Here is a 14,734-nt window from a genome sequence, read left to right on the forward strand (position 1 = left end):
CCGGTCTAGATCGGCCGACCGACCTCGTTCAGGAGCTTGCCGAGAATCTCCGGCGTGTGATTCGGCGGCTCCGCGTCGATACAGACTCGTTCCATCGCCATGGCGTACTGATCCACGTCCTCGCGCTTGTCGAGGTAGATCGCGCTCGTCAGCTGCTCCACATACACCACGTCGGGGAGCTCGGGCTCGGGGAATCGCAGGATCGCGAAGGGACCACCGGCGGCCGCGTGCCCGCCCGCCTGGAACGGGATGATCTGCAGACGAACGTTCGGCTGCTTCGAGGCCTCGATCAGCGCCTCGATCTGGGCCCGCATCACGTCGACACCGCCGATCGGGCGCCGCAGCACCGCCTCGTCGATGACCGCCCACAGTTGCGGACCGCCCGCGCGCGTGAGGACCTGCTGCCGCTGCCGGCGGAGGTCCACCCGGCGGTTTATCTCCTCGGCGCTCGCGCCCGCGTGGCCGAGCATGATCACAGCACGTGCGTACTCGGGCGTTTGCAGCAAGCCCGGGACGAACTGGATCTCATAGGTACGAATCAACGAGGCCGCCGCCTCGAGTCCCAGGTACGACTGGAACCACCCGGGCAGCACGTCACTGAGGTGCTGCCACCACCCGGGGTTGTTCGCCTGCCGGGCCAGCGCGATCAGCTGCTCGCGCTCCTCGCTGTCGACCACGCCGTACATGGTCAGCAGGTCCGCGACGTCACGCTCCTTGAAGCTGACGCGCCCGAGCTCCATCCTGCTGATCTTCGACCCCGAGGCGCGGATCTCGTAACCCGCCGCCTCGCGGGTGATCCCCCTCGACTCCCGCAGCTTGCGGAGCTGTGAGCCGAGCAGAATGCGCAGCACGGTCGGGCCGCCGCCCGGCGCCTCCTCCTGCGTTCCCGCGCTCACTTGACTCCTCGTCGCCTCGTGACTACCGGATCGCAGTCCACTGCATCCTAGAGCGGAGATCGTCCGCCGCGAAACCTGCACAAGCTTAGTCCCGAAACAGATGCGCGCTCAGATGCACGTGCATCCGGCCTTGCGGACGCACTTGATGACGAGCATGATAGCTGACAGACACGTACCGACTGATGACACAGCGTGCCGAAAACTTCGGCTGCTCGGTTGATGCGTTCAGTTGGTCGACGTCTTGTTTGCCCCCCGACGCCGGCCCGAGAGGTTGGAGGCATCCCCTCATGTCGACTTGGATGGCGACCACGCCGACCATCGCGCCCCCGCAGCGAGACCCGGCCGATGTGGCACCGGCCGAGAGCTACCGCCCGGCCGACCCGGTCTGGGTCTACCGCGACGGCTGGCGGGCCGGCGTGATCGAGGCCGCCTCCCCGCGCGCGGTGACCGTGACGTACCGCCCGGGCGCCCACTTCGGCACCGGCGTCGACACCTTCACCGCCCCCTACGTGACGTCGCGTCACGACGACGACCCCACGCTCGACTACCGCGGCCTCTACCTCGCCCGCCGCAAGCCCCTGGCCGACCGGAAGTCCACGGCATGACCGGCGCGGTCACCGTCTCCGCGATCGTCGGCCTGCTCAGCCTCTTCTCCGGCGTCGCCCTGGGGTGGTACCTCCGCCGCACCAACGACTGGTGCCCCGCGTGCGGTGAGCAACTGAGCTGTGGCGCCTGCAAGACCACGGTGCCGGCCTTCTCCGAGCCGGCGACCGCTGGCCGTCAATAGATCAACAGATCAACACCGCTTCTCCCGTACGGTCGGAGCCCGGCTATTCCTCGGGTTTGATGTTGAAGTTGTCCCGGAACAGGTTTCCGGGGTCGTACCGGCGCTTGAGATCGCGTAGCCGGGCCAGGGTCGCGGGCGGCCACGCCTCCCCGATCCGCTCCGGGCGCAGATCCGTCTCGAAGGAGATGTACAAGCCCTCGAAGTGATGGGCCATCTCGTCCCAGGCCGTGTCGAGGCGGGCACGGGACGCGCCGAAGGCCACCACCGAGAAGTTCACCGACCGGTGCGCGTACGCCGTCGCCTCGGCCGGCACGTCGGCGACCGCGCCCCCGACCGACCGGATCTGGAAGAAGTAGACGATCCCCGAGGCGATCAGCCGGGCCGCGGCGGCACAGAACTCCGGCGTCAGATGCGTGATGAGTCCTGATCGGACGGCGGGATCGCCCTGGCCGTCGTGCGGCGCGTCCGGCACGTTCATCACCCCCGCGTACGGAACCAGCTGCACCTGCTGGTCGAGCAGGGACGCGACCGAGGCGATCGGGGTGAACCGCTCGATGATCGTGTCGGGGTCGTCCGAGTCCACCACGCCGTACACCTGCGCCAGGGCCTGACCCCGCCGGGGCGGTCCCATGATCAGATTCGTGGTGACGTCGCGCGGGGCGGCCTCCATCGCGGCACCCCAGCGCTCCAGCAGCCCGGCGCCGTCGGTGGCGTCCAGGACGAACTGCCCGAAACCCACCGGCCCGACCTCGTCGACCTGGAACTCGAACGCGGTGAGCACGCCGAAGTTCGCGCCGGCGCCGCGGACCGCCCAGAACAGGTCCGGGTTCTCCTCATCACTGAGGCGCATCGCGGTGCCGTCGGCGAGGACGATCTCGGCGGCCCGCATCCGGTCGATGGTGAGGCCGTGCTCGCGGGCCAGCCAGCCGATGCCGCCCGCGGTGGCCAGGCCGCCGACCCCGACACCGCCGTAGTCGCCGCTGCTCAGGGCCCATCCGTGCGGGGCGAGCGCGGCGGCCACCTCCTTCCAGCGGGCGCCGGCGCCGACCCGGACCAGGCGCTCCGCCTCGGAGAGCACGGTGATCTCGTCGAACCCGCCGACGTCGATCACGATGCCGCCGTCGTTCGTGGACCGTCCGCTGATGCCGTGGCCACCCGAACGGATCCCCAACAGCACGACCTGCTCGCGGCCGACCTGCTCGCGGGCGACCTGCTCGCGGGCGACCTGCTCGCGGGCGAAAGCGAGCGCCTCCTGCAGCTGCGGCACGTCCCGGGGTTGCAGCACCAGTCCCGGAGCGCCTCCGCGCATGTAGGTCGAGCGCACCCGGGCGTACCCGAAATCGCCGGGCTCGATGGAGACGGCCGCGAGCGAATCCGGAAGCCCGTCGTAGTCGATGCCCTCACGACGCTGCGCCAGAGCCGCGATCCCCCGCACCGGCCCGGTCGCCACTCCGCTGGCGGCGCGCTCGCGGGACACCGCCTCGCGCAGCGCGGGAATCACCTCGGCCGCGAATCGTTCCAGCTCAGCGGGATGATCGGTGCCGAGAATGACGGTGCCGACGCCGTCCTCGACCACCAGGGGGAGAAGCTCCTCGACCCACTGCCCGGGCGACTTCGCCGGATCGCCGCTCACGTTGAGCAACCGCCGGATCTCCCGCGGATCACGCCCCGCGGCCGTCGCCGCCTCGTCGATGATCGTGTTGCCCTCGGCGAGCGCGCCCGGCTTGAGGTACGCCAGCGACGGCAGCCAGCCGTCCGCCTTCCGCGCCACCAGCCGCAGCATCCGCGGCCCGTACGCGCCCAGCCAGATCGGTACGTCATGCGCCGGCGCCGGACCCCGCTTCGGCCCGTTGAGCTGGAAGTACTTCCCGTCGTACCGCAGCGGCTTCCGCTCGCCCGCCCGCCACAGCTCGCGGATCACGTCGATCGCCTCGCCGAGCTGCGCCACCGACTCCCCGGGAGTACGCCGGGTCACGCCCATCGCGGCCATCGGGTCCCAGAAGCCACCGGCACCCAGACCGAGCGCGAGCCGCCCGCCGGAGAGCAGGTCCAGGCTGGCCGCCGCCCGGGCGAGCACCGGCGCCGGGCGCATCGGCACGTTCAGCACGTTCCCGGCGAGGGTGATCCGCTCGGTCCGGGCCGCCGCCCAGCTCAGCAGCGTCCAGGTGTCCAGGAAGCCCGGTTGGTACGGATGATCCTGAAAGGTGACCAGGTCGTAGCCGAGCTGCTCGCTGAGCACCGCGCGCATGACCACGCCGTCCGGGTCCTGGTTGGCCGGGGTCAGGAAGGTCCCGAACCGCAGCTGGTGACCGTAATCCACCTGATCATCGTATGTCGGCGCCCCGGGCGGTTCGCCGCTGACGTGTAGCTTTGCATCTATGACAGCGGCTTCGCATCGATGACAGCGGTGGACCCGTCCGTCCGGCGCCCCCATCCGTCCTCCCGATGCGCCCACAAGGACGCCGCACTCTCCCGCGCCTTCGATTTCCTCGGCCGCCGCTGGAACGCCGCCCTGCTCGGCGCGCTCGAGCCGGGCCCGGCCGGCTTCCGCGAGCTCTCCCGGATGATCGACGGCATCAGCGACTCGGTGCTGTCGAACCGTCTGTCCTGTCTGGCCGGTGTCGGGCTGATCGTCCGCGACGTCGACGCCGGTCCGCCGGTGTCCGTTTCCTACGCCCTCACCCCGGCCGGCCAGGCGTTGATGCCGGCGCTGGGCCAGATCGCGGTCTGGGCGTCGGAGCACCTCGATCCTTAGCTTTCCCTGCGGTGATTGACTTCACGCGGCTCCCGCCCGTGCTTTCGGATGTCGAGCTACTAGCTTTTTAGAAGTGGATACCCTTTCTTCCCTCGACGCGGCGTCCCGCGCCCTGCTCTTCACCGACGCGCGGACCACCTCCAACTTCTCGGCGACCCCGGTCACCGACGAGGAGCTCAAGGAGATCTGGGAGCTGGCGAAGTGGCCGCCCACCCAGGCCAACACGCAGCCGCTGCGGGTGCTCTACGTGCGTACCGCCGACGGCAAGGCGCGCCTGATCAAGCACCTCAACGAGGGCAACCGGGCCAAGTCCGAGAGCGCGCCGGTGGTCGCGGTCCTCGCCCTGGACACCCAGTTCCACGAGTTCATCCCCGAGGTCTTCCCGCACGGCGCCGGCCTCAAGGACGTCTTCGAGGGCAACACCGCAAAGCGCATCTCCGACGGCACGTTCAGCGCCGCCCTGCAGGCGGGCTACTTCATCCTCGCGGCCCGCTCGATCGGCCTCTTCGCCGGCCCGATGACCGGTTTCGACAAGGCCGGCGTCGACGCCGAGTTCTTCCCGGACGGCCGCTTCAGGTCACTCGCCGTGGTCAACCTCGGCCATCCCGGCGAGAACCCGTGGCGCGACCGCCTGCCCCGCCTCTCGCCCGACACCGCCGTACAGTGGGCCTGATCTTTTCTTGACTTTTTTTGAGGCCCGGCGGTTCCCCGCCGGGCCTTCGGTCAGCTCCAGCGGTCCCCGGTCAGCCGCTCGTAGACCTCGACATACCGGGCCCGGGTCGCCTCGACGACGTGCTCGGGCAGCTCCGGCCCCGGCTCGGTCCGATCCCAACTGGTCTCCTTGGTCGCCCAGTCCCGCAGCACCTGCTTGTCCAGGTAGCGCGGCACGCTCCCCGGCGCCCACTCGTCCGCCGACCAGAACCGCGACGAGTCCGGCGTGAGCAGCTCATCCCCGAGCTTCAGCGTCCCGTCCTTCGCGATCCCCAGCTCGATCTTGGTATCCGCGATGATGATCCCGTGCGCCGCCGCGATCTCCGACCCACGCCGGTAGATCTTCAGCGTCACCCGCCGCAGCTCCTCCGCGAGGTCCTCCCCGACCTTGGCCTCAACCTCTTCAAAGGTCATCGGCTCGTCATGCCCCGCACCGACGGCTTCCTTGGTGCTCGGCGTGAAGATCGCCTCCGGCAGCTTGGACGCCTCCACGAGCCCCTCGGGAAGCGGCACCCCGGAGATCGCCCCAACCCGCTGGTAGTCCTTGAGCCCCGACCCCGCGAGGTACCCCCGCGCGATGCACTCCACCATGACCATGTCCAGGCGCTCACACCGGATCGCCCGCCCTTCCCACTCGCTCGGCACATCCGTCGAGGAGACGACATGGTTCGGAATGACGTCCCCAAGCTGGTCGAACCACCAGAGCGACAGCTGAGTGAGAATCTTGCCCTTGTCCGGAATGGGTGTGGGAAGGATGACGTCAAAGATCGACATCCGATCCGAGGCGACCAGCAGCAGGTCGTCACCGTCCGCGTAGACGTCCCGAACCTTGCCGGAGTGCAACAGCTCCACGTGTTCCCCTAGGTCGTACCGGCGTGCGTACAACTCACGCTATCGAACCTGGCTCGTCGCAGGTCCCCGGCGCCCAGAAGGCCAGCCCTCTGTCACACCTTCCCGCTATCTTGCGGTCGTGACCGAACTAGCCCACGGTGTCTACGACCACGTGGTCACCCGCCGCCTCGCCAGCCATCTCAATGGCATCGATGCCGATCTGATCGCTCGCGACACTCTGGACCCAGCTGACTCACACGAGGTTCTCGCCCGCCACATCGCTGACCTGGCGAGACGGGCACTGAAGGCGGTCAGCGGCGACGGTCCGGATCGCCTCGCCAACCAACTCTCGCTCACAAACCGGATTGCCACCGCCATTGCTGAGGCAGCACCGAGAGCAGTTCTCGACGAGGACCTCCTCACCACACCAGCCGAGGCCCTGACGGCCGTGGTGGCCCGCCCACCCGCACCTCGCGAGGTTCGGTTCCCGGATCGCCCGGGGATTCCGCTCTCGGTGGGCGCGCTGCTCACCAACGGACGCAACCAGCCACGCATCGGCACCGAAGTCGTCAAAGAGATGGCCTCCGCGGACAGCGTGGACCTGCTGTGCGCGTTCATCAAGCGACGCGGCGTCCTGCTCATCCGTGATGCGGTACGCGAACTGATCGCGCGTGGCGGTCGCTTTCGCATCATCACCACGACCTACATGGGCGCGACCGAGCAGGCAGCACTCGATGCGCTGGTCGAGATGGGAGCCGATATTCGGATCTCCTACGAGACGCGGACTACCCGCCTGCACGCGAAGGCTTGGCAGTTCCACCGCTCCACCGGAGTGAGTACGGCATACGTCGGGTCCTCCAACCTCTCCAAGAGCGCTCTGGTCGACGGCATGGAGTGGAACGTTCGGCTCTCCCAGGTTGAGCAGCCCTCAGTTCTACAGATGTTCCAGTACACCTTCGAGGAGTACTGGAACGATGCCTCCTTTGAGCGCTACGACCCGGCTGACAAGGCGATTCACGACCGGCTCACCACGGCGCTCCGGCATGAATCCGGTGTCGAGCCGAACGACCTCGACGTCGACATCGCCACCGTCGATGTGCATCCGTACCCGTACCAGCAGGAGATTCTGGAGAGGCTGGACAGCGAGCGAAAGGTGCACAACCGGCACCGCAACCTGGTGGTCATGGCGACCGGTACGGGCAAGACGGTGGTCGCCGCTCTGGACTACCGGCGGCTCCGGCAGAGCGGTCTCCAGTCGCTGCTCTTCGTCGCTCATCAGGAGCGCATCCTGACCCAGAGCCGGCGCGTCTTCCGGCATGTCCTGCGCGACGGCGCCTTCGGCGAGATGTTTGTTAACGGGGAACGGCCCGAGCAATGGCGTCATGTCTTCGCCTCGGTGCAGTCGCTGCATCGGTTCGACCTCGACGGCATCGACCCGGAAACCTTCGATGTGGTGGTCGTCGATGAGTTCCACCACGCGGAGGCGTCGACGTATCGCAGGATCCTCGGCAAACTCCGGCCACGCATTCTGCTCGGCCTCACCGCGACCCCGGAGCGAACCGATGAGCAGGACATCCGCCACTGGTTTGACGGGCACACCGCCGTGGAGTTGCGCCTCTGGGAAGCACTGGAACGCCAGCTCCTCTCGCCGTTCCAGTATTTCGGCGTACACGACGACGTTGACCTGCGACAACTCGCGTGGAAGCGCGGCAGCGGTTACACCGATGCGGAGTTGGAGCGGGTCTACGCCGGCAACGATGCTCGGGTCGGCATCGTCCTCGAAACGCTGAAAGACAAGGTGGATATGGCCCAGATGCGGGCCATCGGCTTCTGCGTGAGCATCGGCCACGCCGACTACATGGCTCGGCAGTTCGTGGCCGCAGGAATCTCGGCGATGGCCGTGCACTCAGAAATCAGCAGGGACGCGCGGCAGACCGCCATCTCGCGCTTACAGAGCGGTGATCTTCGAACACTCTTCACCGTTGACCTCTTCAACGAGGGCATCGACCTCCCCACCGTCGACACGTTGCTGATGCTGCGTCCGACCGAGAGCGCCACGATCTTCCTTCAGCAACTCGGCCGCGGTCTTCGACTCAGCGACGACAAGCCGTACCTCACGGTCCTCGACTTCATCGGCAACCAGCACGCCAACTTCCGGTTCGACCAGCGGTACCGGGCACTGACCGGTGCCACCCGACGTCGGATCGTCGAGGATGTCGCCGACGATTTTCCGGTACTACCGCCCGGATGCCACATCCAACTGGACCGGGTGGCGAAGGAAATCGTGCTGGCCAACGTCCGGCAGATGCTCCGGTTGCCTCGACGCGACATGATCGCCGAACTCCGACAGATGCCGCAGGCCTCCCTGGCGCATTACCTCGAGGAGACGGGATTCGAGATCGAGGATGTCTACCGCCGAAAGACCGGACGTGGCTGGACCGGCCTGCGCGCCGACGCGGGCCTGGTCCCTGCGGGAGCCCACGATGATCCGGCGCTCAGCGTGGCCCTTGGCCGGATCCTTCACTTCGATGATCTCGATCGGGTGCACGCCCTCCGCGCCCTCGCCCAGGGGCAGGAACAGCCCGGACGGCTCGGCGCCATGATGCGGCAAAGCCTCTGGGGCAGCATCGCCGACTCCGCCGGGCTGGCCCGGCTGGCCGCGCTGCCCGAACGCCGCGACGAGCTGCTGCAGATGGCAGACGTTCTGGAGGAACGCATCCAGCGGGTCACCGAACGACTCGATCCGGACGGGCAGAACCCGCTTCGCGTCCACGCGCGGTACACCCGAAACGAGGTGTGCGCCGCCTTCGGTATGGCCGAGCCCAACATTCGCGAGGGCGTGAAATGGCTCTCTGAGGAGCAGGCCGACATCTTCTTCGTGACGCTGACCAAGACTGAGCGGCACTACTCGCCCAGCACGATGTACCAGGACCGAGCGATCACCGAGAGCCTGTTCCAGTGGGAGTCACAGAGCACCACATCAACATCGTCGAAGACCGGCCAGCGCTACATCAACCATGTCGGCAAAGGATCGACGGTGCACCTCTTCCTGCGTGAAACGAAGGACGCAGACGGCGACCTGGGCGTGCCGCCCTACCTGTACGCGGGCCCGATGACCTACATCGAGCACTCCGGCGACCGTCCGATGCGGATCATCTGGAAGCTAACGCACCCGCTCCCCGCAGACATCTTCCATGCGGCCCGGGTGGCCACTGCATAGGCAACTGCCGCCGCACCCACATTTTTCATAACGCCAGTCGACTATCACCCAATTTATCCTCACCCATCACTCCGTCCCAGCCAATCGCCGACACCAGCGGCCATATATCGTCAGCGACGTTGGCCAACCTGTCCGGATCCACCTCCGCAAGACTCTCCCCCGATCGCAACTCCAGATCTGAAAGGATGAAGCCAACATAACCTTGGTCGGAGCTTTGAAAGTGGGCGATGCCAGCATCGGGAACTTTATCCCGAATTACCAACAAAGCGGCGAGTAGATTTTGAGAGTCTCCATCACGTTGCACATTCCACCCATTCAGCCGAAACTAGTTGATACGCCGACTCATCATCTCATCAATATCCCGAAATCCCTTGAGAATTGTATTCACCGTCTTCCATTCAACCTGCGGATCGGGTCGAACTTGCATCTTTCCAGACGCGTGCGCAACCTTCCCTCGCTCCATGGCCCAAGCATCTGTAGCCGCCACCCAGGTTATATCGAGATCGATTTCAGAGAAGCCCAAAGGCATCAGCAACTTGATTAGGTTCTTCTCTCTGATACCGTGGTTCCGGGTGCGCACGTAAGTGCTGAAGTCATTTTTTGCGGCCTTGATTCTGTCTTCCAGGCTCGGATATTTCCTCTTATTTTGAATCGCATCGTTCAATGACTCTGGCATAGCATGAACGGATTCCCGGAACGCAACAGCAGCCAGCAAACTTAGCGATGTCACGCCAGAATCCTCCCACCTTCGAAAGTCTTCGTTCAAAACATAAAGAGCGCGATCTTCGATGAACGCCTCGAACTCGGCATGCGACAGCACCCTAAATGCCCGAGCATGCTCGTAGACAACGTCGTCGTAGGTTCCAGTCTCATCGAATTCAACGGGCAGGAAGTGCCTGCGAAGATCTTCCAGCCTCTGTTGCAGTTCATCAAACCTGAGCGATGTCATCCGGGCCACCTAGAGAACGATCCGGTTGTCTTCAAATCCAGGCGTTCCCACATCGATTCCAACGGCCTTTTCAAGCGCCTCGCCCCAGAGCGAAAGGCGGCGATGAGTAGCCGTTGGCGTCTTCGTCGTTGTCTGGATAGACTCCACGAACTTTTGGCTATTTTCGCAGAGATCTTTGAAGGCTGCTTCGACCGCATTCTTCTTCACAAGAGCAGCTTCTCGCACCTCATCTTTCGCAAAGTAGAACGCCATGATATCGAAGACTGCGCGATTAAAACGCCCCTCGTAGCGCCCGCCAGACCATCTAAAGAAGGCATTTTCTTCGAAAATTTCGAAGGTCGCCTCAATAGCAGCGTCACACTTTCGTCCGGTCTCTTCAATTTCTTCAGACCGTTCGACCCATGCAGCATTGAGATCGTTTGCCGTTCGATCCAGGAATAGCTTCAGATTTCCAGTATATTCCTCGACATAGAACTGGAAACCAAAGAATCGAAGGAGGATTTCAACGTCCCTCATCCGGAAGTCCGGCTTTTTAATACGCAGAGCTTTACGAAGAAGCAGACTATCAGTCGCAGCGTCGTCGATATAGTCAGTGAAGCCACCAGGATGCAGCGCCTGACGGAGCTCCTGCGGGGACAGCTTTACGCTACCTGTATTTAGCCTAAGGAATACGAGGTTAAGAAACTGCTCACTCGGCCACCGTCGCACAACAACCGTACGAATTGTTTCGTTCAAAAATGCGTTTAAATCATCGGCGCGACTGTCGTCATCTTCCATTTTCTTAAGCGTCATGAGCTTCAGGTCTTGACGTACTTCAAGGCCCGATAGAGGATAACCCTTGAACCCGTCGCCCTCGTCCGCTGCAAACGTTGACCCCACGGCGAATTGCCGCAGAGCGAGGAGTCGCTGCTTGCCATCCAGGACAATAAACTTACCTCGCCGGACTTTATCTTCAGCTAATACAATTTGAGGAATAGGAAGGCCGAGGATAAGAGACTCGATAAATCTGCTCTTCCGTGGCCTATCCCACGCATCACGACGCTGAAATCTTGGGTTCAGTTGAATATTACCGCGCTTCAGCTGACTGAGAATCGTTTCAGCAGTCCAGTCAGTATCAGTTACAACGGCACGAGTTACGTCATCTGACGATACCGTCTCGCCAGTTTCCTCCTCATCCTCGTCATCGTCCCATGCTGAAGCATCTACCTGAGCCATGAACCGAGTCCCCACTCTCGCGTCGACTTGGAGCGAATCTGTCGGATCGCAAGTGTACTGAACATACTCATCCGTGGACATTGGAAAGATCGATACCATCTTCTCCTGTTGCCCGCCCTCCCCGAACCACCAGGCGGAGTGAACTCCGCCCGGGCGAGGATTGACTCGAGCACTGTGGTGCGGAACGGTTCCGGTCGGGCCCGTTCCGCACCACGATCAGGCTGCACTCATCACTTCTATGAAAATCAGACGAAACTTCGTTTCATGGTTGATATCGGTCACTCTCGGAGGTCCGTCACGTCGTCACTCGTCGAGATTCCCGCCCGTTCAAGGAAGGTGCGCAGCGTCGCGGCGAGCGAGTCGATCATGTCGTCCTCAACGAAGGCGTAACCACCCTGCGAGAAGCAGTCGGCGACCTGCACGGCAATCCGCCAGACGGGATCTTCATCCGATGTGGTCATCGCGCACTTCCTTCATCGCCGGTTGGGTGGGCTTGCGACGATCGATGCTGGAAGCCAGTCGCGGGCATCTCTCGTCACATCGACGATGCCACGTGGTTGTCACTATGACAACCACTCAGATGTCAGTTAGACATGCTTAATCTGTGAAGGATCGGAGATGATGGAAGAGGTCATGGCTGCTGCTGAGATCGCCGACTACCTGGGCGTCTCCCGCCAGCGTGTGGCGGTGCTCGTCGAGCGGCCCAACTTCCCCGCCCCGATTGCTCATCTGGCGGTGGGGCGAATCTGGCGGACGTCCGATATTCGAGAGTGGGCTGCCAAGCGGCCGAACCGTCTGCAAGAGGACGAGAAGCAGTGACGACGATGCCGCCCAACCGAGAACGGCGGGCGGCATCGTGAAGCCAGAACGTCAGGCGGGCTGCTGAGCGGGACGCCCCAGCAGGGACGGCAGGGTCAGGGAGCGACTCTTCGCCCTGGCCAGGGCCGTGACGCCGACGAGCACCGCGGTGGTGGTGATCGCGCCGCCGAGCATCAGGGCGCCTCGGGCGCCGAGGGTGTCGCAGAGCCAACCTATCGAGGGGGCTCCGACGATCGCGGCCAGGGCGGTGACGATGTTGGTGCTGGCCAGGACGCGGCCGCGCATGTCCTCGCGCGTGTCGAGCAGGATGCGGGTGCCCACCACCGTGTCGAAGATGACGGCGCCGGCGGCGATGGGGAGGATCAGGGCGGCGAAGCCGAGGATGGTCGGGGCCAGGCCGGCGCAGAACTGCAGGACGCTGATGGTGAACGCGGTCGCGGCCAGCACCCGCAGGGTGGAGCGGCCGGTGCCGGCGAGCAGGAGGCCGCCGGTGACGGCGCCGATGGCGAAGACCGTGGAGATCAGGCCGTAGGAGGCCGCGGTGCCGTGCAGGGGGCCGGAGATCATCGCGGCCATGGAGATCTGGTAGTTGCGGCCCAGGGAGCTGAGCACGAAGAAGAGGGCCAGCACGATCAGGATCACCGGCTGGCGGGCCAGGTAGCGGAAACCGGCCATCGCTCCGCCCTCGGAACGGGATGCGGGGGCGGCGAGCTGCTGCATGTCGCCGGTGCGGATGGCGAGCAGGGCGGCGATCACGCCGAGGTAGGAGACGGCGTTGATGGCGAAGAGCGGGGACGGGCCGGCCACGCCGACCAGGATGCCGCCGAGGGCCATGCCGCCGATGCGGCCGGCGGAGTTCAGGATCGAGCCGAAAGCGAGCGCGGAACCGAGGGACTCGCGTGGGACCAGGGCCGAACCGAAACGGCCCAGGACCGGGGATTCGAAGGAGCCGATGACGCCGGAGGCCAGCGCCACGGCGTAGACGAGCCAGTGGTGCGACGCCATCACCAGGGAGAGCGCGAGCAGGCCGCGGATGGCCTGGCAGGCGATCAGCATCGGACGCGAGGGGATCCGGTCGGCCAGCACCCCGCCCCAGCTGCCGAGCAGGAGCACCGGAAGCGCCTGGAGCATCAGGACCGCGCCCATCGCGGTGGCCGAGCCGGTGGCGGTCAGGACCAGCCAGTTCAGCGCGAGCACCTGCATCCAGTTGCCGGTGACCGAGACCAGGTCGGCGGCCGCCCACCATCGGTAGTTGCGCTCCCGCAACGGCGCGAACATCGGAGCCAAAGCCGCGATACCCCCGAACAGAAGAACGACGCCGGCTCTCGACGTCGTCTCCCTGTTCGGCCCGGGCACAGCGGAGCGCGAGCCCTATCGTTTCAGTACTACCCACCTGCTACCGCGCGCTCACGGCGTACGGGAGAAAGCAGTGAGGTTTGGGCCGTTGACTTGGAAAAGGTGTCCGGAAGTGATCACAACGAAGCCGGGGCGGGAGGGGGCTGCCGCGACTCCGGTGGCGCTGCGGAGGACGGTGCTGCCGGTGTAGAGGAGGCCGCCGGCGACGGTCGGTTGGAGGGACGGCGCCGCGAGGGTGTGTGACCAGATCAGGCGGCCGGTGTGGGCGTCGAGGGCCTGGACGCGGGCGCCCTCGGCACGGTAGACGCGTTCCCCGTCGGCGGCGATCAAGGGGCTGGCCTGCGAGGAAGCGGACCAACGGACCTTGCCGGTACGAGCGTCGACGGCGAGCAGCGGGCCGGCGGACACCACCCTCCCCGAGACGTAGAAGGTGTCCGAGGAGGGCGAGGCGGCCTGGGCGAGCCAGGTGTTCCGGCTGGTCCAGACGGTGCGGCCGGTGGTGATCCGGACGGCGGCGGTGCTGCCGGTGGGCGTGCCGTAGCCGTCGGTCGCGGTGGTCAGCAGGACGCCGTCGGCGGAGACCTCGGTGGAGACGACGCCGGTCCGGTGCCAGAGCAGGTGGCCGTCGGTGACCGAATATGCCAAGATCCCGTCGCCGTCGGAGTCGGAGTATCCGGAGACGACCACGGCGCCCTTGTCGACGACCGCGGAGTAGGCGGGAACGTCCTGGCCGAGGGCCCATCGGAGGTCACCGGTGGCGACGTCGAGCGCGGTCAGGCGGCCGTCCGGATCGCTGGCCGAGTTGCAGTCGCCGTTGACGAGGATCAGCAGGTCGTCGGCGACGGCCATGGTCGGCGTGTCGTTGTCGTCGGCGGGATCCCAGTCGAACCGCCAGAGCACATCGCCGCTGGTGGCGTCGTAGGCGGAGACGCCGCGCCGGTCGGTGGCGAAGACCCGGTCGCCGGCGACGAGTGGGGCGGAGAAACCGGAGCAGCTCGCCTCGATGTCACGGAGCGGGGCCCGCCACCGCTGTTTCAGCGTACCGATGACCGATTCGTGCGGGTTGTAGTAGCTGTTCTCCGCGTCGTAGCCGGGGTTACCCCAGGCGAGCAGGAGGGCCAGGGAGAATCCGATGATCTGCACAAAGCAGACCTAAGCACTGAAAACGGTGGTCCACCCCGCTCCCGAGGGGTGG

At 65.4% G+C, this 14,734-nt stretch carries 15 protein-coding genes; 6 read left to right on the plus strand and 9 right to left on the minus strand.

Annotation, left to right across the window (positions count from 1 at the left end; translation table 11 throughout):
- Positions 1–5 precede the first annotated feature (5 nt).
- Positions 6–896, minus strand: a complete 891-nt coding sequence (locus AB0M08_RS00635) for a helix-turn-helix transcriptional regulator (protein ID WP_364486117.1) — start codon at positions 894–896, stop codon at positions 6–8.
- 287 nt (positions 897–1,183) lie between these two features.
- On the opposite strand from AB0M08_RS00635, the gene AB0M08_RS00640 reads away from it, so the two are divergent.
- Positions 1,184–1,501, plus strand: coding sequence for a hypothetical protein (locus AB0M08_RS00640; protein WP_364486120.1), 318 nt, complete (start codon positions 1,184–1,186; stop codon positions 1,499–1,501).
- Positions 1,498–1,683: a hypothetical protein gene (locus tag AB0M08_RS00645; protein WP_364486123.1), complete on the plus strand. Its 186-nt coding sequence runs from the start codon at positions 1,498–1,500 to the stop codon at positions 1,681–1,683. Before AB0M08_RS00640 ends, AB0M08_RS00645 begins: the two co-directional genes overlap by 4 nt.
- A gap of 43 nt (positions 1,684–1,726) precedes the next feature.
- Here the strand turns inward: AB0M08_RS00645 and AB0M08_RS00650 are convergent, their stop codons facing one another.
- The gene (locus tag AB0M08_RS00650) at positions 1,727–4,003 is read right to left on the minus strand and encodes an LLM class flavin-dependent oxidoreductase (RefSeq protein WP_364486125.1); all 2,277 of its coding nucleotides are present in this window, start codon (positions 4,001–4,003) and stop codon (positions 1,727–1,729) included.
- Between the two features lie 78 nt (positions 4,004–4,081).
- Here AB0M08_RS00650 and AB0M08_RS00655 point away from each other — a divergent pair, with 78 nt between their 5' ends.
- Both AB0M08_RS00655 and AB0M08_RS00660 read left to right on the plus strand, forming a co-directional pair.
- Positions 4,082–4,438: a helix-turn-helix domain-containing protein gene (locus tag AB0M08_RS00655; RefSeq protein WP_364486128.1), complete on the plus strand. Its 357-nt coding sequence runs from the start codon at positions 4,082–4,084 to the stop codon at positions 4,436–4,438.
- 73 nt (positions 4,439–4,511) lie between these two features.
- Positions 4,512–5,111 (plus strand): malonic semialdehyde reductase, encoded by a 600-nt coding sequence (locus AB0M08_RS00660; protein WP_364486131.1) that lies wholly within the window; start codon positions 4,512–4,514, stop codon positions 5,109–5,111.
- A gap of 50 nt (positions 5,112–5,161) precedes the next feature.
- Here AB0M08_RS00660 and AB0M08_RS00665 read toward each other — a convergent pair whose 3' ends face one another.
- Entirely contained in the window at positions 5,162–6,001 is an 840-nt protein-coding gene (locus AB0M08_RS00665; RefSeq protein ID WP_364486134.1) for a phosphoribosylaminoimidazolesuccinocarboxamide synthase, read from the minus strand.
- A 118-nt stretch (positions 6,002–6,119) separates the two neighbouring features.
- Here AB0M08_RS00665 and AB0M08_RS00670 point away from each other — a divergent pair, with 118 nt between their 5' ends.
- Complete coding sequence (locus AB0M08_RS00670; protein ID WP_364486137.1) at positions 6,120–9,200, plus strand: DUF3427 domain-containing protein; 3,081 nt, start codon at positions 6,120–6,122, stop codon at positions 9,198–9,200.
- A gap of 25 nt (positions 9,201–9,225) precedes the next feature.
- Here the strand turns inward: AB0M08_RS00670 and AB0M08_RS00675 are convergent, their stop codons facing one another.
- The 4 genes from AB0M08_RS00675 to AB0M08_RS00690 form a co-directional block, all read right to left on the minus strand.
- Positions 9,226–9,504 carry a hypothetical protein gene (locus tag AB0M08_RS00675; RefSeq protein ID WP_364486140.1) on the minus strand — a complete coding sequence of 93 codons (279 nt, stop codon included), beginning with the start codon at positions 9,502–9,504 and terminating at the stop codon, positions 9,226–9,228.
- A 21-nt stretch (positions 9,505–9,525) separates the two neighbouring features.
- The gene (locus tag AB0M08_RS00680; RefSeq protein ID WP_364486143.1) at positions 9,526–10,149 is read right to left on the minus strand and encodes a HEPN domain-containing protein; all 624 of its coding nucleotides are present in this window, start codon (positions 10,147–10,149) and stop codon (positions 9,526–9,528) included.
- Positions 10,150–10,158: 9 nt separating this feature from the next.
- Positions 10,159–11,364 carry a DUF262 domain-containing protein gene (locus AB0M08_RS00685; protein ID WP_364486146.1) on the minus strand — a complete coding sequence of 402 codons (1,206 nt, stop codon included), beginning with the start codon at positions 11,362–11,364 and terminating at the stop codon, positions 10,159–10,161.
- 278 nt (positions 11,365–11,642) lie between these two features.
- The gene (locus AB0M08_RS00690) at positions 11,643–11,825 is read right to left on the minus strand and encodes a hypothetical protein (RefSeq protein ID WP_364486149.1); all 183 of its coding nucleotides are present in this window, start codon (positions 11,823–11,825) and stop codon (positions 11,643–11,645) included.
- A 157-nt stretch (positions 11,826–11,982) separates the two neighbouring features.
- Here AB0M08_RS00690 and AB0M08_RS00695 point away from each other — a divergent pair, with 157 nt between their 5' ends.
- On the plus strand, positions 11,983–12,183 hold the full coding sequence (locus tag AB0M08_RS00695) for a hypothetical protein (protein WP_364486152.1): 201 nt from the start codon (positions 11,983–11,985) through the stop codon (positions 12,181–12,183).
- Positions 12,184–12,234: 51 nt separating this feature from the next.
- Here the strand turns inward: AB0M08_RS00695 and AB0M08_RS00700 are convergent, their stop codons facing one another.
- Together AB0M08_RS00700 and AB0M08_RS00705 are read right to left on the minus strand one after the other, a co-directional pair.
- Positions 12,235–13,461, minus strand: coding sequence for an MFS transporter (locus AB0M08_RS00700; protein ID WP_364486155.1), 1,227 nt, complete (start codon positions 13,459–13,461; stop codon positions 12,235–12,237).
- A gap of 129 nt (positions 13,462–13,590) precedes the next feature.
- Complete coding sequence (locus AB0M08_RS00705; protein ID WP_364486158.1) at positions 13,591–14,682, minus strand: PQQ-binding-like beta-propeller repeat protein; 1,092 nt, start codon at positions 14,680–14,682, stop codon at positions 13,591–13,593.
- Positions 14,683–14,734: the final 52 nt, after the last annotated feature.

The sequence above is a fragment of the Actinoplanes sp. NPDC051851 genome, assembly GCF_040681165.1.
Taxonomy (GTDB): Bacteria; Actinomycetota; Actinomycetes; order Mycobacteriales; family Micromonosporaceae; genus Actinoplanes.